Genomic DNA, 20,948 nt, shown 5'->3' with positions numbered 1-20,948 from the left:
GGGGAGGGTCAGCGGGCGAGGGCGAGTAGGGCGGCGTCGACGTCGGAGGCGTCGTTCCAGAGGTGGAAGGCGACTCTGGCGCGGCCCGCGCGTCCGGAGGCCGTGATGCCGGCTGCGGTAAGGCGCGCCAGATCGGCGCCGGACGGGTCCGCCCACGTGACGATGGCTTGGTCTCGTTGGGGCAGCCCGAGTCCGGCGCAGAGCGCATTCCCGAGGCTCGTGTCGTGGCCATGCACCGCCGCCGGGTCGAGCCGGGCGAAGAACTCCAGGGCAACCCTCGTGCCCACCCAAGCCGGCCAGGCCGGAGACACGTCGAAGCGGCGCGCATCCGTCGCCAGCGTCATGGTGGGGCCGTAACAGGATGCCCACGGGTCGTCGCCGGCGAACCAGCCGGCCTGCACCGGGCGCAGCAGCTCCGCCAGGGCTGGCTGCACGGTGAGGAACGCGGCCCCACGCGGGGCACCCAGCCACTTGTAGGCATGGCAGATCGTGGCGTCGAAGTCGCCCGCCGCCACGGGCAGCCAGCCGGTGGCCTGGGTGGTGTCGCAGAGTGTGAACGCGCCCACCAAGGCGGCCGCCGCGCGGATCGCCGGCGCATCCGCTATCTCGCCGGTGGCGGATTGCACGAGGGAGAAGGCCACCAACCAGGTGCGCTCGGTGAGCGAGGCCGCCAGATCGACCACCGGCACGTGGCGTACGGTGACGCCGCGGTGCTCCTGCTGCAGAAACGGGAAGACCATGGAGGTGAAGTCCCCGTCGACGCAGACGACTTCCCGGCCGTCGGGCACGGACGCCGCCAGAACCGAGGCCATCACCGACGCCTGCGACCCGATCGCCACCCGGTCGGCGTCGACAGCGACCAGACCGGCGTACAGCGCCCGGGCGCGGTCAATCTCCACTTGGTAATGCGCGGGGGAGGCCTCGCCGCGAGCCCAGATGTCGGCGTCCTCCTGCAGCGCCCGCACGGTCTCGATGGTCGGCCGCCCCGAGGTGCACGCCGCCAGATAGCGGGTCGTACTGGGGGAGTACTCGGCCCGCGCCTCCGTGAGGCTGAGGGTGGCCAGTGGTGTACTGGGCGGAACTGTGGAACTCATGCCTCCAGCGTCCCGCTCCCCGATCCATTCGGCAATGGCCAGTGCTCGATCGCTCCCATAACGAGCGGTTATGATTCGAGCATGCCCGACACCGTTCACCGTGCACTCGACGTAGATTCCCACGCGCTGCGCATCGTGCACCGCATCAACGAGCTCGGCTCGATCACCGCCGCCGCGCGTTCCCTCGGCTACAGCCAACCGGCGGTGAGCCAGCACCTCAAACGCCTCGAGGCCCGCCTTGGGTTGCCCCTGGTGGCCAAGTCGGGCCGCGGCGTGCGACTCACCGAGGCCGGCCGCATCCTGGCCCGGCACGCGGCCACGGTGACCCAGGCGCTGGATGCCGCGGCGGGCGAACTCAGCGACCTGGCCGGCCTACGCAGTGGCCGGGTGACTCTCGCAGCGTTCCCTTCCGCGTCGGCCACGGTCGTCCCCACCCTGCTGCGCGGCCTGTCCCAACGGCACCCCGGCGTGCAGCTGAGCTATCTCGAAGCCGAACCGCCCGAGGCTGTGCGCGCCGTGCGGGACCGCGCCGCCGACCTCGCGATCACCTTCAGCTATACCGGCGACCAGGCCGACCCGCACCGGCAGAGCGCCCAGGGGCTCACCGTGGTGCCGCTCTGGCGCGATGAGATGCTCCTGGTGCTTCCTCGCGAGCACGCTCTGGCCGGTCAGAGTCGCATCGATCTGGCCCGGCTGGCCGAGGACCAGTGGATCGGTGGCTGCCCCCGCTGTCGGGCGCACCTGCTCGACCTCGCCGCCCGAAGCGGCTTCACGCCGGGTATCTCCTACGAGACAGACAACGTCGTGGCCGTCTTCGGCATGGTCGCCGCCGGCCTGGGCGTGGCCCTGGTGCCCGCCCTTGCGATCGCGGCCTCCCCGCTGCCCGCGGGAATAGTGGCCCGACCCACCACAGCGGGGGACTTCCGCACGATCCACCTCGTCGGCGCCGAGGGGGCGGAGTCGGTTCCGGCTGTTGCTGCCACCATCCGCGCCATCGGTGAGATCGACGCGGCACCGTGGTCGCTGTTCGGCGCCGGCCAGGGGTCACATTCCGCACACGCCGGTGTAGGCCACCCTCGGTAGGATGAATGGCGTATGTCTACTACAACAGCGCACCCGTTCTCGACCGCAACCGGCACTGATGTGCGCGTGCGGTTCTGCCCCTCGCCCACCGGCACGCCGCACGTCGGCCTGATCCGCACGGCCCTGTTCAACTGGGCCTATGCCCGGCACACGGGAGGTAAGTTCATCTTCCGCGTGGAGGACACCGACGCCGCCCGCGACAGCGAGGAAAGCTTTACCCAGCTTCTCGAGGCCATGCGCTGGCTGCGCCTGGACTGGGACGAGGGCGTGGAGACCGGGGGACCGAACGAGCCATACCGGCAGTCCCAGCGCTACGACATCTACCGCGACGTGATCGCGAAGCTTGTCGAGTCGGGCCACATCTACGAGAGCTTCGCCACCGGCGAGGAGATCGCCGAGCGCAACATCAAGCTCGGCCGCGACCCCAAGCTCGGGTACGACAACTACGAGCGCGACCTCACCGACGAGGAGAAGGATGCGTTCCGCGCCGAGGGACGCCAGCCGGCGCTCCGCCTCAAGGTGCCCGACACCGAGCTCTCCTTCGACGACCTGGTGCGCGGCGAGATCACCTTCCCAGCCGGCTCGTTCAGCGACTTCGTCGTGGTGCGGCCCAACGGGCACCCGCTCTACCCGTTCGTGAACCCGGTCGACGACGCGCTCATGGGCGTCACCCACGTACTGCGCGGCGAGGACCTGCTCTCCTCCACGCCCCGCCAGATCGCGCTGTACCACGCGCTGATCGACATCGGCCTGACCACGTTCGTGCCCCGCTTCGGCCACCTGCCCTACGTGATGGGCGACAAGAACAAGAAGCTCTCCAAGCGCGACCCCGAGTCGAACCTGTTCCTGCACCGCGAACGTGGCTTCATTCCCGAGGGCCTGGTCAACTACCTCTCCCTGCTGGGCTGGTCGCTCACCCACGACCGCGACGTGTTCTCCATTGAGGAGATGATCGCCGCGTTCGACGTCGTCGACGTGAACCCCAACCCGGCGCGTTTCGATCTCAAGAAGGCCGAATCGCTCAACGGCGACCACATCCGTCTGCTCGCGCCGGCCGACTTCGCCCAGCGCGTCGTACCGTACCTCGCCGCCGCCGGCGTGCTCTCCGAGCCGCTCAGCGACAACCAGAAGGCCATCCTCACTGCCGCCCCCCTCGTGCAGGAGCGCATCGCCCTGCTCGGTGAGACCCCGGCCATGCTCGGCTTCCTCTTCGAGCCGGCCGACAAGCTCGAGCACCAGGCGGATGCCCTCGCCTCGCTCCCGCAGAACGCCGGCGAGATCCTCGCGGCCGCCACGGACGCCCTCCGCAACATTCCCGAAGCGGAATGGACCCACGAGCGCGTGCACACCACCCTCACCGAGACGCTGATCGACGGCCTCGGGCTCAAGCCCCGGGTGGCATTCGGCCCACTGCGCGTGGCTGTGTCCGGGCGCAAGATCTCGCCGCCCCTGTTCGAATCCATGGAGATCCTCGGCCAGGCCGACTCGCTGGCCCGCCTGGATCGGCTCTCGGCGACCCTGGTGTCATGACGACCGACGGTACCGTTATGGCCGGCTCCGGCAGCGACACCGCTGCCGGCGCCGTTGAGGCGCCCTACGACGTCGTCATCATCGGCGCCGGCCCGGCCGGCCTGGCCGCCGGGCTCAGCCTCGTGCGCGCCCGCCGCCGCACGCTGATGATCGACAGCAACCGTCCACGGCACTCCGCCACACTGCGCTCGCACGGCTTCATCACCCGCGACGGCGTGCCTCCGCTTGAGCTGCGACGCATCGGCCGTGAGGAATACGAGGCCTACCCGGCCGCCGAGTTCCACATGGGCCTGGTTCGCACGGTCGAACAGGTGCACGGTGCCAACTTGGCGGATGCGACCGCGGCCCGGTTCACCGTGTCCACCAAGGGTATCCGCGGCGAGAAGAACCGCGTTGTCACCGCCCGAACCGTGCTCATTGCCACTGGCCTGGCCGAGACGCTGCCGGCGCTGCCGAGCATCCGCGCCTGGTACGGCACCAACCTGCACAGCTGCATCGCCTGCGATGGCTACGAAGAGGCCGACCGGGCTCTCGCGCTGATCGGCGAGACCGACGACCTCGCCGAACACGCCCTGCTCATCTCCCAGTGGACCGACGACCTGATCGTCTTCACCAACGGTGTGGGCCAGGTCAGCGAGTCCGACGAGGCCGCACTGGTGGCGCGCGGTATCCGCGTCGACCGGCGCCCGCTCACCGACGTGCTGGGGGAGCAGGGTGCCATGACCGGCATCCAGGTCGCCGGCGGCGAGTTCGTGCCCAGAGCGGGCGGTTTCGTGCGCCCCCGATACGAGGCGGCGGCCACCTTCGCGAGTGCCCTGAGCCCGGCAACGGATGCCTTCGGCCTGATCCTTGTCGACCCGCAGGGCCGCACGTCGGTGCCCGGTCTCTTCGCCGCGGGCGACACCACCCCGCCCGGCCCAGAGCAGCTGCTCGTCTCCGCCGGTGAGGGTGCGCGCGCCGCCGTGGCCATCAACCGCCAACTTCTCGGCCCGCTCGCGACACACCCGCCGCTCAATTTGGCTGGTCGCCCCGGAGTGGGATAGAGTTACTTTTCGGCGCGGTTCTCGGACTACGCCATTGGGGTATGGTGTAATTGGCAACACGGATGATTCTGGTTCATTTGTTCTTGGTTCGAGTCCAGGTACCCCAGCAGTAACAAAACCCCCGGTCATGCGGGGGTTTTTCGTTTAGACTCCGCTGTCGATTCATGTCCGAAAATCGCTGAAGCGCGGCGCCGTTTGAGCTTGCTCCTTTGTCTTTATGCTGGTCAGTGGCTAATTCGTCAGTCTGGTCCTATGAGACGCCTGTATGGAGATGAATGAGGGCGCGAGGTTCTTGGTTCGAGTCTCCAATAGGGCATCGCTCATCAGGGATTGCAATGCCCGCTTAGAGAAGCACATTGGCTTGGCCCGCCCACGATGCCCGGTATTCCGTGAGTCTGCGTGACCAGAAACGCACCACAATCAACTTCGGTTGCTGGCGTCACTCTCGGCGGTGGCTGTGGGCCTTCGGGGTGAGTGTTCTGCCTTTGTTATTCGCGAATCAGGCGGATTGCCTGCTGCGAACTGGTGGCTGCCGCCAGCACATTCGCCACCCATTTCTGGATGCGTGCGCGTAGAATATGTTCCAGGAGTCATATTTGAAGGGAAGGTGACCACCGTGGCAGCGTCATCCACCCTGGTTAGGGCCGCCCGCCGGAGCCGGCGGATCACTCAGGCGAGACTTGCAGAGTTGACCGGCATCGATCAGGCCAGCGTCTCTCATCATGAACGGGGCAGAGACGCCGCTTACAGCACGGTTGATCGGCTGCTCGCTGGCACCGGACATCGCCTGTACGCCGCTCCCACACGACGGGACGACGCTGCCAGCTCGGCAGAGGCGATTCGTGAACATCTGCGCGCTCACGACACAGACCGGGCACTCCGGGCTCTCCTCCAGTTGAATGACAACCTCACCGCCGAACACGGACTCGTTCGGGGAATCCTGGGCCTGACGGAGCCAGAACGCACCGGGGATCGGGTGTGGGACGCGGCGATAGCGGCTCTGGTGGCATGGAGACTCAACCAGGAAGGCATCCCGCTCCCTGGATGGGTCAACGACCCCGATCGCACGCTCACCGTACCTGTCGTTTTCCGGGTCGACCCGGCCGACCCGGCGCCCGCGCGTGAAGACGTGCCGATTGAGTTCGCCGAACGCGGTGTCCTCGCTTGGGCAGATACCTTCGCGAGCGTGTGATGACAGCCACTCCGCTAGATCGTGACGCGATCATCCTCGGCCTGCGAGATCTCGTCACCGAGCTTCGCGATGCGGGCGAGGTCGCCGGCATCCGGCTCGTGGGCGGCGCCGCACTCGCCCTGCGCTACTTCGACCGGGGACGACGCAGGACCTGGATGTCCTTCACGTCAATCCCGGCTCAGATGAGTCCGTCGCTGCCGCCGCCGAGAGGGTCGCCTATCGGCGCGGATGGGACGCGAAATGGCTGAACTTCCAGGTCACTCAGGCCGACGCCATCCCCACTCTCGGCCGCGCCGTTGAGTGGGAGCCCATCCACGACGCGGATGGCATCGTCATCGAAGTAGCGTCCAAAGAGGCGATGCTGGTTATGAAGCTCCGAGCGAACCGACCCGGGCGCGACACCCGCGATATCAGACTCCTCCTCGCTCTGTGTGACGTCCACACGCTCGAGGACGCGGGCGAACTCTACGAGCAGTACTACCCCGGCGATGTTCTCACGCCACGTGCGGAGAAGATCGTGAACGCCATCCTCGACGGTGAACCCACCGTAGCGCCGCATTCGCCAGGTCCGATCAACATCTGATCCGAGGTCCATCCCCTCCTGGCGGGCTGGTCAGCGGGGAGAAGCCAGTTTCACTTGCATTCTGGTCGCGCATCTGATTCACCTCAGGACCGTCAGGTCTGAAACTCTGCTGGACGCGGGAGCGGACCTTCAGGCCGTGCTCGCCGCGGGCCAGTCGGCACGCCGCCGGCCCGGTTGGGTACCGCCAGGCGCAACAAGAGCGCATACTGGCCAGATGCCCCGCGCCGCCACGAGCTACCGAACGCTCGCCTCCATGAGCAGGATCACCCTGCTCTGGCACCTTCAGCGCCGAGGCACCATGACCGTGACCGACCTCGCAGAGGCCGCCGGGCTGCACCCGAACACCGCCAGGGAGCACCTGCAACGACTGGTCGACGACGGCTTCATCACCTGCCAGCCGGAAAACCGCGACACCAAGGGTCGCCCACGGATGCTGTATAGCGCGGCCGCCCGAGAGGTCGAGCCCGGGTCGGTGCGGGCTGCCAAGGCGGAAGCCGCGCACCGCCGCGGGGACCTGGTGCGCAAGCTCCTTCCCCTCGAGGCCGTCACCAGCACGCCTCGTCAGAACCAGATCGACGCGCTCGACGACCATCTCGACCAGAGCGGCTTCGACTCCGACCACGACCCTGACGGTACCCACGTGCATCTGCACGACTGCCCGTACAGTGAGATGGTCAAGCTGCACCCCGAGGTCTGCGTTGTGCACTACGGCCTGATCAAGGCTCTGCTCGCGCAAACGGACGGCCCGCTTGAGGCCGACAGCATGCATCCGTTGGTCGGCCCGGACACCTGCACTCTCGACCTGCTCGTTCGGGTTCTGGAGCCGGCCAGGGCTCCGGTCCTGGGCCCGCACGGGATTATTAACGGTGTTTCGCGGTTGTAGCGATTTTCGGTACCGGTCAGGCTTGCCCCCGAGGGTGTCACTGACCGTGGTGGTTCCCGCAGCGCAAGGGGATCACCGTGAAATCACTGAAGAACTCCATCTTCGCGAGGCCGGGCAAGACCGGCTCCAGCGCGCCGGGTAACGCCGCCAAGCCCGGCACCGACGGCCCGCTCACCGACACGATCCTCAACTTCGGTCGGTTCCTCCGTCGCGGTGAGACCTCGCCAGACCTGCGCTCGGTGTTCCTCGAGGGCGGTCGCGACGCCGACTCGTTCTACCGTGACCGCTGGACTCACGACAAGGAAGTCCGCTCCACCCACGGCGTGAACTGCACGGGCTCGTGCTCCTGGAAGGTGTACGTCAAGGACGGCATCATCACCTGGGAGACCCAGCAGACCGACTACCCCTCGGTGGGCCCGGACTCGCCCGAATACGAGCCGCGCGGCTGCCCGCGCGGCGCCGCGTTCAGCTGGTACACCTACTCGCCCACCCGGGTGCGCTACCCCTACGTGCGCGGTGTACTGCTCGAGCTGTACCGCGCGGCCAAGTCCCGCACCGGTGACCCGGTTCTCGCCTGGGCCGAGGTGACCGACAACCCCGAGAGCGCCCGCGCCTACAAGAGCGCCCGTGGCCAGGGCGGTCTGGTGCGCGCCAGCTGGGACGAGGCATCCGAGATCGTCGCCGCCGCCCACGTGCACACCATCAAGAAGTACGGGCCGGATCGCATCGCGGGTTTCTCGCCGATCCCGGCCATGTCGATCGTGTCGCAGGGGGTCGGCAACCGGTTCATCTCCATGCTCGGCGGCACCATGCTTTCGTTTTACGACTGGTACGCCGACCTGCCCGTTGCCAGCCCGCAGGTCTTCGGCGACCAGACGGATGTGCCCGAATCGGCCGACTGGTGGAACTCCAGTTACCTGATCATGTGGGGCTCGAATGTTCCCGTCACCCGCACCCCGGACGCGCACTTCATGGTCGAGGCCCGCTACAAGGGCCAGAAGGTCATCACCGTCTCACCCGATTACGCCGACAACTCTAAGTTCGCCGACGAATGGCTCGCCGTGCACCCCGGCACCGACGGCGCCCTCGCCATCGCGATGGGCCACGTCGTACTCAAGGAATTCCTGGTCGATCGCCGCACCACCCGCTTCGTCGATTACATGAAGCGCTACAGCGACTCCGCCTACCTGATCAGCCTCACCCCACGCGGCGACGCCTACGTTCCCGGCAAGTTCCTCACCGCGGATGCCCTGCCCGGCCTGGCCACCACGGTCGCCAGCGCCGCATTCAAGCCGGTGCTGCTCGACCAGAACGGTCAAGCGCACGTGCCGAACGGTTCCATCGGGCACCGATTCAGCGAGACCGACGCCGGAAAGTGGAACCTCGACCTCGAGGGCGTCGACCCGCTGCTCTCGATCGCGGATGCACCCGACTACGACCGCGCATCCGTCGCCATCGACATGCCCCGCTTCGACGTGGCCCCGGAGACCGACGAGATCGGCGAGCAGCACGCCGGCGGCGCCGGCATCGTGCGCCGCGGTGTGCCCGTACGAATGGTGGCCGGCCAGCTGGTCACCACGGTGTTCGACCTGCTGCTCGCGCAGTACGGCGTGGGCCGGGACGAACTGAACCTGCCCGGCTACTGGCCCACCGGCTACGACGACGCCACCTCGCCTGGAACCCCCGCCTGGCAGGAGAGCATCACCTCGGTGCCCCGTCAGGCCGCGGAACGCATCGGCCGCGAGTTCGCGCAGAACGCGGAGGACTCCGACGGTCGCTCGATGATCCTGATGGGAGCCGGAACCAATCACTGGTTCCACTCCGACACCATCTACCGCGCCTTCCTGGCGCTGACCACGATGACCGGCTGTCAGGGTGTGAACGGCGGCGGTTGGGCTCATTACGTGGGCCAGGAGAAGGTGCGCCCGCTCACCGGCTACGGCCAATACGCGTTCGGCCTGGACTGGGTGCGGCCGCCGCGCCAGATGATCGGCACCGGCTTCTTCTACCTCGCCACCGACCAGTGGCGCTACGACGGCCTGTCCGCCGACACCCTCTCCAGCCCGCTCGGCTCCGGCGTCTTCAAGGACCGCACGACGGCCGACTGCCTGGTCGAATCCACCAAGCGCGGCTGGATGCCCGGCTACCCTACCTTCAACCGCAATTCGCTCGACCTCGTCGACGATGCCGCGGCGGCCGGGGTCGAACCGGCCCAGTACGTCGTCGACTCCTTGAACGACGGCAGCCTCGAGTACGCCATCGAAGACCCGGATGCGCCGGAGAACTTCCCGCGCGTCATGGTCGTCTGGCGGGCCAACATCATCGGCTCCTCGGGCAAGGGCAACGAGTACTTCCTCAAGCACCTGCTCGGCACCCAGAGCGCCGTGCGGGCACCGGAGTCACCGCCGGAAAAGCGCCCGAAGACCATGAAATGGCACGAGTCCGCTCCAGAGGGCAAGCTCGACCTGATGGTCACCAGCGACTTCCGCATGACCAGCACCACCATCTACAGCGACGTGGTGCTGCCGCCGGCCACCTGGTACGAGAAGAACGACCTGTCCACCACCGACATGCACCCGTTCATCCACTCGTTCAATCCGGCGATCGACCCGCCGTTCCAGTCCAAGACCGACTTCGACATCTTCCATATCCTGGCCGAGAAGATCTCCCAGATGTCGGTGGAGCACCTCGGTGTGCGCAAAGACCTCGTCGCGATCCCGCTGCTGCACGACACCCCGGATGCCATGAGCAGCCCGCACGGCATCGTCGAAGACAATCTGCCGTTGGTTCCCGGTGTCACCATGCCCAAGCTCGTGGTGGTCGAACGCGACTACCCGGCCTTCTACGAGAGGCTCGGCTCGCTCGGTCCGCTCACCGAGAAGCTCGGCATGGTCACCAAGGGGGTCAAGTTCAACCCCGACGTTGAGGTGGCCTACCTCGGGCAAAAGAATGGCCTCATCGCCAACGGCCCCACCGCGGGCCGGCCGCAGCTGAAGACCGCCATCCAGGCCTGTGAAATGGTGCTGGCACTCTCGGGCACCACCAATGGGCGCCTGGGAACCCAGGGTTTCCGCGAGATGGAGAAGCGCACCGGCATGAAGCTGGCGCACCTGGCCAGCGACAATGAGGGTCGCCGCTTCTCCTACCCGGATGTGCAGGGCGCGCCGGTTCCGGTGCTCACCTCGCCGGAGTGGTCGGGCAGCGAGCACGGCGGCCGGCGTTACAGCGCGTTCACGATCAACGTTGAGCACCTCAAACCGTGGCACACCCTGACCGGGCGGCAACACTTCTACCTCGACCACGACTGGATGGTGGAGCTCGGCGAGCAGTTGCCGATCTACCGGCCGCCGCTGGACATGCACCGCCTGTTCGAGGACTCCATCGTCGGGTCCACCTCCGCCACCGGAGCCCCCGGCTCGAAGGGTCGCGCCGAGGTGGCCGTGCGCTACCTCACGCCGCACTCCAAATGGTCGATCCACTCCGAGTACCAGGACAACCTGCTGATGCTCTCGCTCTCCCGCGGTGGTCCCACCATCTGGATGTCCCCGCAGGACGCCGACAAGATCGGCGTGCGCGACAACGAGTGGATCGAGTCCTACAACCGCAACGGTGTGGTCGTGGCCCGGGCCATCGTCTCGCACCGGATGCCGGAGGGCACGGTGTACATGTATCACGCGAAGGACCGCACCATCAACGTGCCCGTTGCCGAGACCAGCGGAATGCGCGGTGGCACCAACAACTCGCTCACCCGCATCCTGCTCAAGCCCTCTCACCTGATCGGCGGCTATGCCCAGCTGTCGTTCGCTTTCAACTACCTCGGCCCGACCGGGAATCAACGCGACGAGGTCACCGTGATTCGTCGACGCAGCCAGGAAGTGGAGTACTAAATGCGCGTCATGGCTCAAATGTCGATGATCATGAACCTCGACAAATGCATCGGGTGTCACACCTGTTCGGTCACCTGCAAGCAGGTCTGGACCAACCGCACCGGCGTCGAATACGCCTGGTTCAACAACGTGGAGACCAAGCCCGGCGTGGGCTACCCGCGCCAGTACGAAGACCAGGAGAAGTGGAAGGGTGGCTGGGTGCGCAACAAGCGCGGCCGGCTGAAACTGCGCGCCGGCGGTCGGCTGAGCAAGCTGCTGCACATCTTCGACAACCCGGACCTTCCCGTGATCGACGACTATTACGAGCCGTGGACCTACGACTACGACATGCTCACCACGGCCCCGGCGGGCACCCAGAGCCCGGTCGCCCGGCCCAAGTCGCTCTTGACCGGCAAGAACATGGACATCAAGTGGTCGGGCAACTGGGATGACAACCTCGGTGGCTCGCAGGAGACCGCGGCCGACGACCCCATCCTCGCCACCATGAGCGAGCACGTGAAGATGGAGTTCGAGAACACCTTCATGTTCTATCTGCCGCGCATCTGCGAGCACTGTCTCAACCCCGCCTGTGTCGCGGCCTGCCCCTCCGGCGCCATGTACAAGCGTGAGGAAGACGGCATCGTGCTCGTCGATGAGGACGGCTGCCGTGGCTGGCGTATGTGCGTGTCGGCGTGCCCCTACAAGAAGGTGTACTTCAATCACAAGACCGGCAAGGCCGAGAAGTGCACGCTCTGCTACCCACTGATCGAACAGGGTAAGCCCACCATCTGCTCCGAGACCTGCGTGGGACGCCTGCGCTATCTCGGCCTGATGCTCTACGACGCCGATGCGGTTCTCGCACAGGCCTCGGTCGAGAACGAGCACGACCTGCTCGATGCTCAGCGCGCCTGCTTCCTCGACCCGTTCGACCCCGCCGTCATCGCCGCGGCCAAGGCCGAGGGCATGGAAGACGACTGGATTCTCGCCGCGCAGAACAGCCCGATCTACAAGATGATCGCCGAGTACAAGATCGCGCTGCCGCTGCACCCCGAATACCGCACCATGCCCATGGTCTGGTACATCCCGCCGCTCTCGCCCGTGGTCGACGTGGTCTCCACCACCCAGGCCGACAGCGAGGATGCCCGCACACTGTTCGCCGCCATCGACCGTCTTCGCATTCCGGTGGAGTACCTCGCCGGGCTGTTCTCGGCCGGAGATGTGCGCCCCGTTGAGGCATCGCTGAAGAAGCTCGCCGCGATGCGTTCCTACATGCGCGACATCAACCTCGGCAAGCCGGCCGATGAGCGCATCCCCAAGGCCGTGGGCATGACGGGCGAGACGATGCAAGCCATGTACCGGCTTCTTGCGATCGCCAAGTACGAGGACCGCTACGTGATTCCCAAGGCTCACGTGGAGACCGCCCGCGAACTCGACGAGCTGGCCTGCTCGCTCGACACCGACGGTGGCCCCGGCATGGGCGGACCCGGCCAGAACGCCGGACCGTTCGGTCAGGAGCCCGGCATGCCGCTGGCCGGTACCGTGTCCAACTACAACGAGATGACCGGCCGGGGCGGCGAGAAGACCCAGCCCACCACCCCGGGACGGGTCAACCTGCTCAACTGGACCGGCGGCGCCGTGCCTCAGGGCATGTTCCCACCCAAGAAAAGCCCAGAGGCCACAGCGTGAGAATGCCCAAGCTCGCGCCCCGGCGGGTGATGGCGCTCAGCCTCGACGACGGTGATCGACGGATCGCCCATATGGCGGCGTCTTTGCTGATGGACTACCCCGACGAGGCGCGCCGCAGCCGGTTCCCTGCCGTGGCCGCGTCGGTCGAGCAGCTTCCGGATGGCCTGCGGGCCGCGTTCGGCGCCTTCCTGGATGCCGCGGGGGAGATGAACCAGCAGGCGCTCGAAGTGCACTTCACCGCCACCTTCGACCTCAAACGCAAATGCTGCCCGTACCTGAGCTATTACGCCGCCGGTGACACCCGTCGCCGAGGTATGGCCCTCGTGCGCTTCGTCGAGGCCTACCGCGCCGCCGGCTGGGAGGTCGCCGCAGATGAACTGCCCGACTACCTGCCGATGGTGCTCGAGTTCTCGGCCCTCTCCGACTCGCCCATCGCCGGTGAGCTGCTCTCGGCTCACCGGGACGGCATCGAGGTGCTGCGTGCGGCCCTCGAGAAGGTCAACAGCCCCTACATGCACCTCGTTGAAGCCGTCTGCCTGTCGCTGCCGCCGATCGACGACGCCACCCGCCAGCGCTACCTCGACCTCGTCAACGAAGGTCCCCCCACCGAGACCGTCGGCATGACGTTCCTCGGCAATCTCAAACCATTCTCCGCCGACGGCGGTTCCAGTGAGGACGTCAGGGTATGACCCCGCTCGACTATCTTTTGTGGGTGGCGTTCCCCTACATCGCCGCGGCTACCTTCGTGGTCGGCCACATCCTGCGTTACCGGTTCGACCAGTTCGGCTGGACCTCCAGATCCAGCCAGACCTATGAGAACCGGCTGTTGCGCTGGGGCTCGCCGATGTTCCACTACGGCATGCTCATGGTGATCGGCGGGCACGTCGTCGGCCTGTTCATTCCCAAGCCGTGGTTGGAGTTCTTCGGCGTCACCGAGCATATTTACCACATCGGCGCCACCTGGCTCGGGAGTATCGCGGCTGTGCTGACCATTGCCGGTCTGGTCATCCTGATCATCCGCCGGCGCCTGGTCACCCGGGTGCACCTGGCCACCACGGTGATGGACAAGGTTATGTACATCTTCCTCGGCGGCACCATCCTGTTCGGCACCACCGCCACCGTTCTGCACCAGGTGCTCGGCGCCGGCTATGACTACCGCGGCTCGATCTCACCCTGGATCCGCAGCCTCTGGGGCTTTCAGCCTGACCCGTCGCTGATGAGCGGAGTGCCGTTCTTCTTCCAGCTGCACGTGCTCACGGCCACCGCGCTGTTCCTGCTCTGGCCCTTCACCCGGCTGGTGCACGTGTTCTCCGCCCCGATCGGCTACATCTGGCGGCCCTACGTGATTTACCGTTCCCGCGACACCCACAAGGGTTCCGGTGCCCGCCGGGTGAAGCGCGGTTGGGAGAAGGCGGAACTGCCCAACGTGCGCGTGTCCCCGCGAGCCGATGAGCCCGCCCGGCCGTCCCGGTCCCGAACCAACATTCGCCGCTAACCGCCCGCAGGGAGCTGGTCCAGCTTCTCAGCCGGCCAGCTCCGATGCCTCACACAGGATGTCGGACGCGCCGGCATCGCCGAGAGCGGCCAGGGCGACGACCGCACCGATCACCACGACGGCGGGGGAGCGCACACCGGCACCGGTCGCGAGCGCGGTGATGGTGTCCAGTCGGCCAAAGGTCGAGCGCTGATCGTGCGCGAAGCCTCGCTCCACGATGGCGACGGGCATGTCGGCTCGCATGCCGAGTCGGGTCAGCCCGGCGATCATCTGCAACAGGGTACCGATGCCCATCAGCACCACGATGGTGCCGTCCAGGCCGATGAGGTGGGTCAGTTCAGTGTCGGTGATCGGGGCGTGACCGGAGATCACCGTGAACGATCGGCTCACCTCGCGATGCGTCACCGGGATACCGGCGGCCCCGGGCACGGCGATGGCGCTCGTCACGCCGGGGATCACCGTCACCGGCACGCCGGCGGCACGACAGGCGAGAACTTCCTCGCCGCCGCGGCCGAAGACGAACGGGTCACCACCCTTGAGACGCACGACGGTGAGCCCGGCGAGAGCGGCGGACACCATCATCCGTTCGGCGTCACGTTGCGGGATCGCGTGGTGCCCCGGTGCTTTGCCCACGTCGACGAGTTCTGCCCCCGGAGCCCACTGGGCGAGCCGTTCGGTGGGGCCGAGCCTGTCGTAGAAGACAACGTCGGCGGCGTGCAGAGCGGTCATGGCGCCGACCGTGAGTAGGCTCTCGAGGCCGGGGCCGCCGCCGACGAGAGTGACAGACCCGATCGGCGCGGTCGACGCGGCGGCCTCGCGGGTGAGCCAGGTGCGGTGCTGGGCGCATGCCGCGATGATGTGTGCATCGATGTCCGATGTGGCCTGTACGACGACCACCAGGTCAACGGCGGCGATGAGCGCGTTCCACGCACCCGTGGACCGAGGGAAAGCGGGGGTGCTCACCCCGGATACGGGGCGCTCGTCCAGCGAAGTGATAGGCACGGTCAGGTGGTAAACGTGTGCGCCCGCGGCCAGGTAGCGCGCGAGAACGCGCCGGGCCGCCTGGGCGCCGCCCACCACGAGCACCCGCTTGCCCGTGTAATCGAGACCGAGTCGCACGGGCTACTCCGCGCCGGTCGACGGAACGCGGGAGATGTCGACGCCGTCGATGCTCACCGGGATACGGCGGCCGGTGCGCCGGATCGACCCGGCAATCCTCGCGTGGTCACGCTCGTCCGGCCGGGCCGGGCGCGGCTGGTCGCGCTCGATGACCTGCAAGAGAGACGGGTCGGGGGTATCCGAGTTGACGAACGGTCGGAACCGACGTAGCCGCTCCGGGTCGGCCAGCGTGGCCGCCCACTCGTCTTCGTACACGTCGACGTGGGCAGCCATGGCTGCCTCCAGGTCGGCGGCGATGCCCAGGGAGTCGTTCACGACCACGTCGCGCACGTGGTCGATGCCGCCGTCGAGGTCTTCCTGCCAGCGAGCGGTGCGCTGCACACGGTCGGCGGTGCGGATGTAATACATCAGGTAGCGGTCGATGTACGCCACCAGGGTGGCCTCGTCGAGGTCCTTGGCGAGCAGCACGGCGTGCACCGGCTGGAAGCCACCGTTGCCGCCGACGTACAGGTTCCAGCCGAGCTCGGTGGCGATCACGCCGATGTCCTTGCCTCGGGCCTCGGCGCACTCGCGGGCGCAGCCGGAGACACCGATCTTGAACTTGTGCGGCGAGCGAAGCCCGCGGTACCGGTTCTCCAGCATGATCGCCAGCGCCACGGAATCCTGCACGCCGAAGCGACACCAGGTCGACCCGATACACGATTTCGCCGTGCGCAGGCTCTTTCCGTAGGCCTGACCGGATTCGAAGCCGGCGTCCACGAGAGCACGCCAAATGTCGGGTAGTTGGTCGAGCCGGGCACCGAACAGGCCGATGCGCTGGGCGCCGGTGATTTTGGTGTACAGGTTGAACTCCGCGGCGACCTGGCCGATCACGATGAGCTTTTCCGGGGTGATCTCTCCGGCGGGGATGCGGGGTACCACCGAGTAGCTGCCGTCCTTCTGCATGTTGCCCAGGGCCCGGTCGTTGGTGTCCTGCAGCCCGCCGCGGCCGGCATCCAGGATGTAGGCGGAGGACTGCGAGGCGAGGATGGAGGCGATGGTGGGCTTGCAGACGTCGCAGCCGAGGCCGGTGCCGAAGCGTTCCATGATCTGGTCGAACGAGCTCAGCTGCAGCACTCGCACCGACTCGAACAGTTCGCTGCGGCTGATCGAGATGTGCTCGCAGAGCGCCTTCGAAATCTCCAGGCCCGCGTTCATCAACTCGGTTTCGAGCACCTTCTTGAGAAGCGGCACGCACGAGCCGCACTGAGTGCCCGCACGGGTGCAGGCCTTGAGGGCACCGAGCTCGGTAACGGGGTCACCGTGATCTCCCCGGATGGCGGCCCGCACTGTGCCGAAGGAGACATCGTTGCAGGAACACAACTGGGCGTCATCGGGCATGTCCGAACTGGACGGCAGCTCGGCGCCGGAGGCGGACAGGTAGGCGCCGGGTTCGGTGGGCAGTTCCCGCCCGAGTAGCGGGCGCAGCGACAGATATGGTGACGCGTCACCGACGAAGATGCCGCCGAGCAGGGTCTTGGCATCGTGGGAGACGACGACCTTCTGGTACAGGCCGCGGGCGGGGTCGGCGTAGACGACCTCGAGGGCGCGCTCGCCGGTGCCGAAGGCGTCACCGAAGCTGGCCACCTCCACGCCGGAGAGCTTGAGCTTGGTGGCGTCGTCGATCCCGGGGAACACGGCCTCGCCGCCGTTCAGCCGGTCGGCGACGACCTCGGCCATGGCATTGGCCGGGGCGACCAGGCCGATGCAGCGTCCGTCGACGCTGGCGACCTCGCCGATCGCCCAGATGCCGGGAATCGAGGTGGCGCAGTCGTCACCGATCACGACGCCGCCGCGCGGGCCGATGTCCAGGCCCGCCGCGCGGGCCAGTTCGTCGCGGGCACGGATGCCGATGGACCAGACGATCAGGTCGGCGCTGATCTGGCGCTCGTCGTCGAGGGTGAGGCCGAGCACCTGTCCGGTCTCTGCGACGAGGATCTCGGTGGGGCGGTGGCCCAGTTCCAGCTGGATGCCCTGCGCGTCGATGAGGCGGCCGAGGGCCATTCCGGCGCCCTGATCGAGCTGCGTGGGCATCAGCCAGGTGGCGCCGTCCACGATGGTGGTATTTGCCCCGAGGCGCTGTACGCCGCCGGCGGCCTCCAGCCCGAGCAGCCCGCCGCCGATCACGGTGACGTTGGCGGGCCGGCCGAACTTGGCCTTCAGCCGGGCCGTCTCGCTGACCAGGAAGTCCACGTCTTCGATGGTGCGGTACACGACGCCGTGCTGGGCGCCGGGTACCGGCGGCACGAAGGCGCTGGACCCGGTGGCGAAGATCAGGTCGTCGTAGCCGAGAACGTCGCCGGCCGCGAGGGTCACGGTCTGGGCCGCGGGGTCCACGGCGATGACCTGGCTGCCGCCACGGTAGTGCATGGTCTCGGACTGCCAGAAGGCCGGGTCGCCCAGGGTGAGGTCTTCGGGGCCGCCTAGTCGGTGTGAGAGGGAGACCCGGTCGTAGGGGAGGTGCACCTCTTCGCCGAGGACGGTGACGTCGATCGGGGGAATGCTGTCGCCGGCGGCACGGGCGCGGGCATCCATCGCCTCGGCGAAACGGTGGGCGGCAGGGCCGCCGCCGATCACGAGCACGCGGCGGGGTTGCTGGGGGGTGTTCAGTGTCATCGCGGCACCTCTCGGAGTGGATCAGGCCGCGTAATCCCGATGGCGTCAACCGCCACCAGGCCGACCTCATGGCGTCTGTCCAGTAAGTCATACGCGCGCGCGCCATATAAGGGTCGTAGGTCCCGAGGCAGACCCCCGGCGCGTGGGTAACCTGAAGGGGCGCCGCACGCATCCACTGGCCCGGCGCCGAAATCGAAGGGCATCATGTTCACCACACACGACACGACCACGCGGAGCACCGAGGCCGGCGCCGGCTGGGTAGAGGTGTGCGCCCTCTCCGACCTCGAACCGCTCTGGGCAGAAGCCGCGATCGTCGACGGTGAACAGCTCGCCCTGGTGCGGATGCCCGACGGAACCGTGTACGCCGTCTCCAATCAAGACCCCGCCACGGGCTCGTATGTGATGTGTCGTGGCATTGTCGGATCGCACGGCGACCGGGTGACGCTGACCTCACCGCTGCACAAGCAGGTGTACGACCTCGCGAGCGGGGAATGCCTTAACTCGGCCGACCTGTGCCTGCGGACGTTCGAGACCAGTGTCGAGTCTGGCTCCGTGCGGGTACGTCTCGTCTCGGAGGCGTCGGCGCACACCGCCGCCTGATGACTGCCGAACCGGCTGTGAGGGTCGCCCCGCTCCTGCTGCTCGCCTCGCACGGCTCCCGCGACCCCGTCGCTCAGCGCGCCGTGCTCCGATTGGTAGAGGCGGCGACCCGCGAGCTGGCCGCAGTGAGAGCCGAGACCCCGGTGGTGGGCGGATTCGTTGACGTGCAGCAACCGGATGTGCCGCAGTGCCTCGCCGAAGCCGAGCCCGGGCGAGACACAGTCATCGTCCCGCTCCTGATTTCAGCCGGTTACCACGTGAGATTCGACCTCGCGAACGCCGTGGCAGCTGCTGCGCCGCGCCGGGTCACTGTGACGGCCGCACTCGGACCCGATACCAGGATCACGGAGATCGTGGCCCGCCGCCTCACTGAATGCGGTCTCGCCGACGGTGACAGGCTGATTCTTGCCGCAGCAGGGTCCAGCGACCAGAACGCCGTGGCGGATTGCCACGCCGCGGGTGCACAGCTCTCGGCGCTGCTCAATCGTGCGGTCACGGTCGCCTTCATCACCGCTGCACAACCCCGCCTGCCAGAGGCCGTGCAGGCTGCCCGCTCCGAATTTCCCGGGGCGCGTGTGGTTGTCGCCAGCTACCTTCTGGCCCCGGGAACCTTCGCGGCCATGGCCGGGAGGGCGGGCGCCGACATCGTCAGCTCCGCCCTCCTCGTCGACGGTGAGGAGCCTCCCGCCGCGCTGGTGGAAGTACTCCTCGACCGCTACAGCAACGCCGCCGGCTGACGGCCGGCACCCGGGCGGGTGCCGGCAGCGGTTGGCCGCGGTGTGGATTAGCCGGGGTACGGGGCGTTCGGCCGGGCGTAATACACCCAGGCCAGAACCGTGCAGAAGACGCAGAACACGGCGCAGCCGATGAAGAACGCAATGGGGCTGATGGCCGTGAGCGCGATACCCACGATGAACGGACCGAACGCGGCGATCGCTGAGGTCCAGGCGATAGCGCCGCCGGCCTGACGCTTGGGGAAAAGCATCGGCATCTGCTTGAAGGTGCCACCGTTGGCCAGGCCGGCGAAGAAGAAGATGATCAACATGCCGGTCAAAAAGCCCCAGAACTCACCCACGGAGGACGGTGTGAGGAAGAACGCGGTGACGATCGTCCCCACGACCATGCCGGCACCGCCGACAAAGGTGAAGATCGCGCCGCCGAACCTGTCGCAGAACGGGCCGCACGCGGCACGCACAGCGGCACCCACCACGGGGCCGATGAAGGCGAAGGCCAGAGGGTTGGGGGCATCCGGGAAGTCACCGTAAACGTTGAGGATGATCAGGCCCATCTGGGCGGCTAGGCCGCTGTAGGCGCCGAAGCTCATCAGGTAGATGGCGGTCATGATCCAGGTGTGCTTGACCCTGAAGATGTCGATCTGCTGGGCGAAGTTGGCCGTGATCGGCACCCGGCGCAGGTACAGAATCGAGAGAACCATGGCGAGCACGGCCCAGGGAATGAGCACCAGCCCACCGTTGTGCAGCCAGATGAGTTCACCGTTGGCGCTGGACTGCGGGGTGAGCGCCGCCGTGCCGAGCAGGCCGAAGCCCACCACCCAGGGCAGCAGGAACTGAATCAGGCCGATGCCGAAGTTGCCCAGGCCCGCCTGCAGACCGAGTGCCGTGCCGGCCAGGCGCTTGGGAAAGAAGTAACTGGTGGACGCCATCAATCCGGAGAATGCGCCGCCGCCGATGCCGGCCGAGAACGACAGGCAGAGCAACACCCAGAACGGGGTCGATGTGTCGCGCACCGCGAGGGTCCACCCGAGCATCGGCAGGATCAAAAGCCCCGAGGACATCGCCACCAGGTTGCGAGTGCCCATGATGGGCGGCAGGAACATAAAGACCAGGCGCAGGATTCCGGCGGCGAGGCCGGGCAGGGCCACTAGCCAGTACAACTGGCTCGATGAGAGCGAATAGCCGATGTCGTTGAGCCGAGGCGCGATCGCGCTCACCAGGTACCAGGAGGCGAAGGCGAGGGTGAGGCTGAAGGTGGTAATCCACAGGGTTCGCCAGGCGAGCTTGGAATCCCAGGTCTCTTCGTTCTCCGGGTCCCAATTGGACAGGTCCGGTTTGAGACGGCTGCTGACGGCGGTGGAAGCGGCTGACATGAGAGCTCCTGG

16 protein-coding genes and 1 tRNA gene are annotated in these 20,948 nt (G+C 67.3%); 12 read left to right on the top strand and 5 right to left on the bottom strand.

Annotation, left to right across the window (positions count from 1 at the left end):
* Positions 1 to 8: 8 nt before the first annotated feature.
* Entirely contained in the window at positions 9 to 1,094 is a 1,086-nt protein-coding gene (locus tag KY500_RS09210) for an aminotransferase class V-fold PLP-dependent enzyme (RefSeq protein WP_219903186.1), read from the bottom strand.
* Positions 1,095 to 1,175: 81 nt separating this feature from the next.
* Between KY500_RS09210 and KY500_RS09205 the strand changes: the two genes are divergently transcribed.
* From KY500_RS09205 to KY500_RS09185, 5 genes are all read left to right on the top strand, one after another.
* A complete protein-coding gene (locus KY500_RS09205) occupies positions 1,176 to 2,177 on the top strand; it encodes a LysR family transcriptional regulator (protein WP_219903185.1) in 1,002 nt (333 codons plus the stop codon).
* A gap of 12 nt (positions 2,178 to 2,189) precedes the next feature.
* Positions 2,190 to 3,707, top strand: coding sequence for a glutamate--tRNA ligase (gene gltX, locus KY500_RS09200; RefSeq protein WP_219903184.1), 1,518 nt, complete (start codon positions 2,190 to 2,192; stop codon positions 3,705 to 3,707).
* Positions 3,704 to 4,750: an NAD(P)/FAD-dependent oxidoreductase gene (locus tag KY500_RS09195; RefSeq protein ID WP_255579894.1), complete on the top strand. Its 1,047-nt coding sequence runs from the start codon at positions 3,704 to 3,706 to the stop codon at positions 4,748 to 4,750. The genes gltX and KY500_RS09195 overlap by 4 nt, the downstream gene beginning before the upstream one ends.
* 35 nt (positions 4,751 to 4,785) lie before the next feature.
* Positions 4,786 to 4,857, top strand: a tRNA-Gln gene (locus KY500_RS09190).
* A 344-nt stretch (positions 4,858 to 5,201) separates the two neighbouring features.
* The gene (locus KY500_RS09185) at positions 5,202 to 5,942 is read left to right on the top strand and encodes a helix-turn-helix domain-containing protein (protein ID WP_370626929.1); all 741 of its coding nucleotides are present in this window, start codon (positions 5,202 to 5,204) and stop codon (positions 5,940 to 5,942) included.
* Positions 5,943 to 6,120: 178 nt separating this feature from the next.
* Here the strand turns inward: KY500_RS09185 and KY500_RS09180 are convergent, their stop codons facing one another.
* Positions 6,121 to 6,537 (bottom strand): hypothetical protein, encoded by a 417-nt coding sequence (locus KY500_RS09180; protein WP_219903182.1) that lies wholly within the window; start codon positions 6,535 to 6,537, stop codon positions 6,121 to 6,123.
* A gap of 241 nt (positions 6,538 to 6,778) precedes the next feature.
* Between KY500_RS09180 and KY500_RS09175 the strand changes: the two genes are divergently transcribed.
* The 5 genes from KY500_RS09175 to narI all read left to right on the top strand — a co-directional run bounded on the left by KY500_RS09175 (position 6,779) and on the right by narI (position 14,455).
* Entirely contained in the window at positions 6,779 to 7,408 is a 630-nt protein-coding gene (locus tag KY500_RS09175; RefSeq protein ID WP_219903181.1) for a metalloregulator ArsR/SmtB family transcription factor, read from the top strand.
* A 182-nt stretch (positions 7,409 to 7,590) separates the two neighbouring features.
* Positions 7,591 to 11,295 carry a nitrate reductase subunit alpha gene (locus KY500_RS09170; RefSeq protein ID WP_255579932.1) on the top strand — a complete coding sequence of 1,235 codons (3,705 nt, stop codon included), beginning with the start codon at positions 7,591 to 7,593 and terminating at the stop codon, positions 11,293 to 11,295.
* Entirely contained in the window at positions 11,296 to 12,960 is a 1,665-nt protein-coding gene (narH, locus tag KY500_RS09165) for a nitrate reductase subunit beta (RefSeq protein WP_219903180.1), read from the top strand.
* 2 nt (positions 12,961 to 12,962) lie between these two features.
* Positions 12,963 to 13,649, top strand: coding sequence for a nitrate reductase molybdenum cofactor assembly chaperone (narJ, locus tag KY500_RS09160; RefSeq protein WP_219903373.1), 687 nt, complete (start codon positions 12,963 to 12,965; stop codon positions 13,647 to 13,649).
* A complete protein-coding gene (gene narI / locus KY500_RS09155) occupies positions 13,646 to 14,455 on the top strand; it encodes a respiratory nitrate reductase subunit gamma (RefSeq protein ID WP_219903179.1) in 810 nt (269 codons plus the stop codon). The genes narJ and narI overlap by 4 nt, the downstream gene beginning before the upstream one ends.
* Positions 14,456 to 14,482: 27 nt before the next feature.
* On the opposite strand, the gene cobA is transcribed toward narI, so the two are convergent.
* Together cobA and nirB are read right to left on the bottom strand one after the other, a co-directional pair.
* Positions 14,483 to 15,574, bottom strand: coding sequence for a uroporphyrinogen-III C-methyltransferase (gene cobA / locus KY500_RS09150; RefSeq protein ID WP_219903178.1), 1,092 nt, complete (start codon positions 15,572 to 15,574; stop codon positions 14,483 to 14,485).
* Between the two features lie 3 nt (positions 15,575 to 15,577).
* Positions 15,578 to 18,229 (bottom strand): nitrite reductase large subunit NirB, encoded by a 2,652-nt coding sequence (nirB, locus tag KY500_RS09145; RefSeq protein ID WP_219903177.1) that lies wholly within the window; start codon positions 18,227 to 18,229, stop codon positions 15,578 to 15,580.
* A 204-nt stretch (positions 18,230 to 18,433) separates the two neighbouring features.
* On the opposite strand from nirB, the gene nirD reads away from it, so the two are divergent.
* Together nirD and KY500_RS09135 are read left to right on the top strand one after the other, a co-directional pair.
* Positions 18,434 to 18,829, top strand: coding sequence for a nitrite reductase small subunit NirD (gene nirD, locus KY500_RS09140; RefSeq protein WP_219903176.1), 396 nt, complete (start codon positions 18,434 to 18,436; stop codon positions 18,827 to 18,829).
* A complete protein-coding gene (locus KY500_RS09135; protein WP_219903175.1) occupies positions 18,829 to 19,566 on the top strand; it encodes a sirohydrochlorin chelatase in 738 nt (245 codons plus the stop codon). The genes nirD and KY500_RS09135 overlap by 1 nt, the downstream gene beginning before the upstream one ends.
* 47 nt (positions 19,567 to 19,613) lie before the next feature.
* On the opposite strand, the gene KY500_RS09130 is transcribed toward KY500_RS09135, so the two are convergent.
* Complete coding sequence (locus KY500_RS09130) at positions 19,614 to 20,936, bottom strand: MFS transporter (RefSeq protein ID WP_219903174.1); 1,323 nt, start codon at positions 20,934 to 20,936, stop codon at positions 19,614 to 19,616.
* Between the last annotated feature and the right edge of the window lie 12 nt (positions 20,937 to 20,948).

Origin of the sequence: Cryobacterium sp. PAMC25264 (assembly GCF_019443325.1) — a bacterium.
Taxonomy (GTDB): domain Bacteria; phylum Actinomycetota; class Actinomycetes; order Actinomycetales; family Microbacteriaceae; genus Cryobacterium.
This window is presented reverse-complemented; position numbering and strand designations above follow the sequence as displayed.

Bases quoted from the DNA above. Each gene is read 5' to 3' on its own strand.
- KY500_RS09175 (WP_219903181.1), top strand. From the start codon at position 6,779: ATGAGCAGGATCACCCTGCTCTGGCACCTTCAGCGCCGAGGCACCATG.
- gltX (WP_219903184.1), top strand. From the start codon at position 2,190: ATGTCTACTACAACAGCGCACCCGTTCTCGACCGCAACCGGCACTGAT.
- KY500_RS09180 (WP_219903182.1), bottom strand. From the start codon at position 6,537: ATGGACCTCGGATCAGATGTTGATCGGACCTGGCGAATGCGGCGCTAC.
- KY500_RS09135 (WP_219903175.1), top strand. From the start codon at position 18,829: ATGACTGCCGAACCGGCTGTGAGGGTCGCCCCGCTCCTGCTGCTCGCC.
- narH (WP_219903180.1), top strand. From the start codon at position 11,296: ATGCGCGTCATGGCTCAAATGTCGATGATCATGAACCTCGACAAATGC.
- KY500_RS09195 (WP_255579894.1), top strand. From the start codon at position 3,704: ATGACGACCGACGGTACCGTTATGGCCGGCTCCGGCAGCGACACCGCT.
- nirB (WP_219903177.1), bottom strand. From the start codon at position 18,229: ATGACACTGAACACCCCCCAGCAACCCCGCCGCGTGCTCGTGATCGGC.
- narJ (WP_219903373.1), top strand. From the start codon at position 12,963: ATGCCCAAGCTCGCGCCCCGGCGGGTGATGGCGCTCAGCCTCGACGAC.
- KY500_RS09205 (WP_219903185.1), top strand. From the start codon at position 1,176: ATGCCCGACACCGTTCACCGTGCACTCGACGTAGATTCCCACGCGCTG.
- KY500_RS09130 (WP_219903174.1), bottom strand. From the start codon at position 20,936: ATGTCAGCCGCTTCCACCGCCGTCAGCAGCCGTCTCAAACCGGACCTG.
- narI (WP_219903179.1), top strand. From the start codon at position 13,646: ATGACCCCGCTCGACTATCTTTTGTGGGTGGCGTTCCCCTACATCGCC.
- KY500_RS09210 (WP_219903186.1), bottom strand. From the start codon at position 1,094: ATGAGTTCCACAGTTCCGCCCAGTACACCACTGGCCACCCTCAGCCTC.
- nirD (WP_219903176.1), top strand. From the start codon at position 18,434: ATGTTCACCACACACGACACGACCACGCGGAGCACCGAGGCCGGCGCC.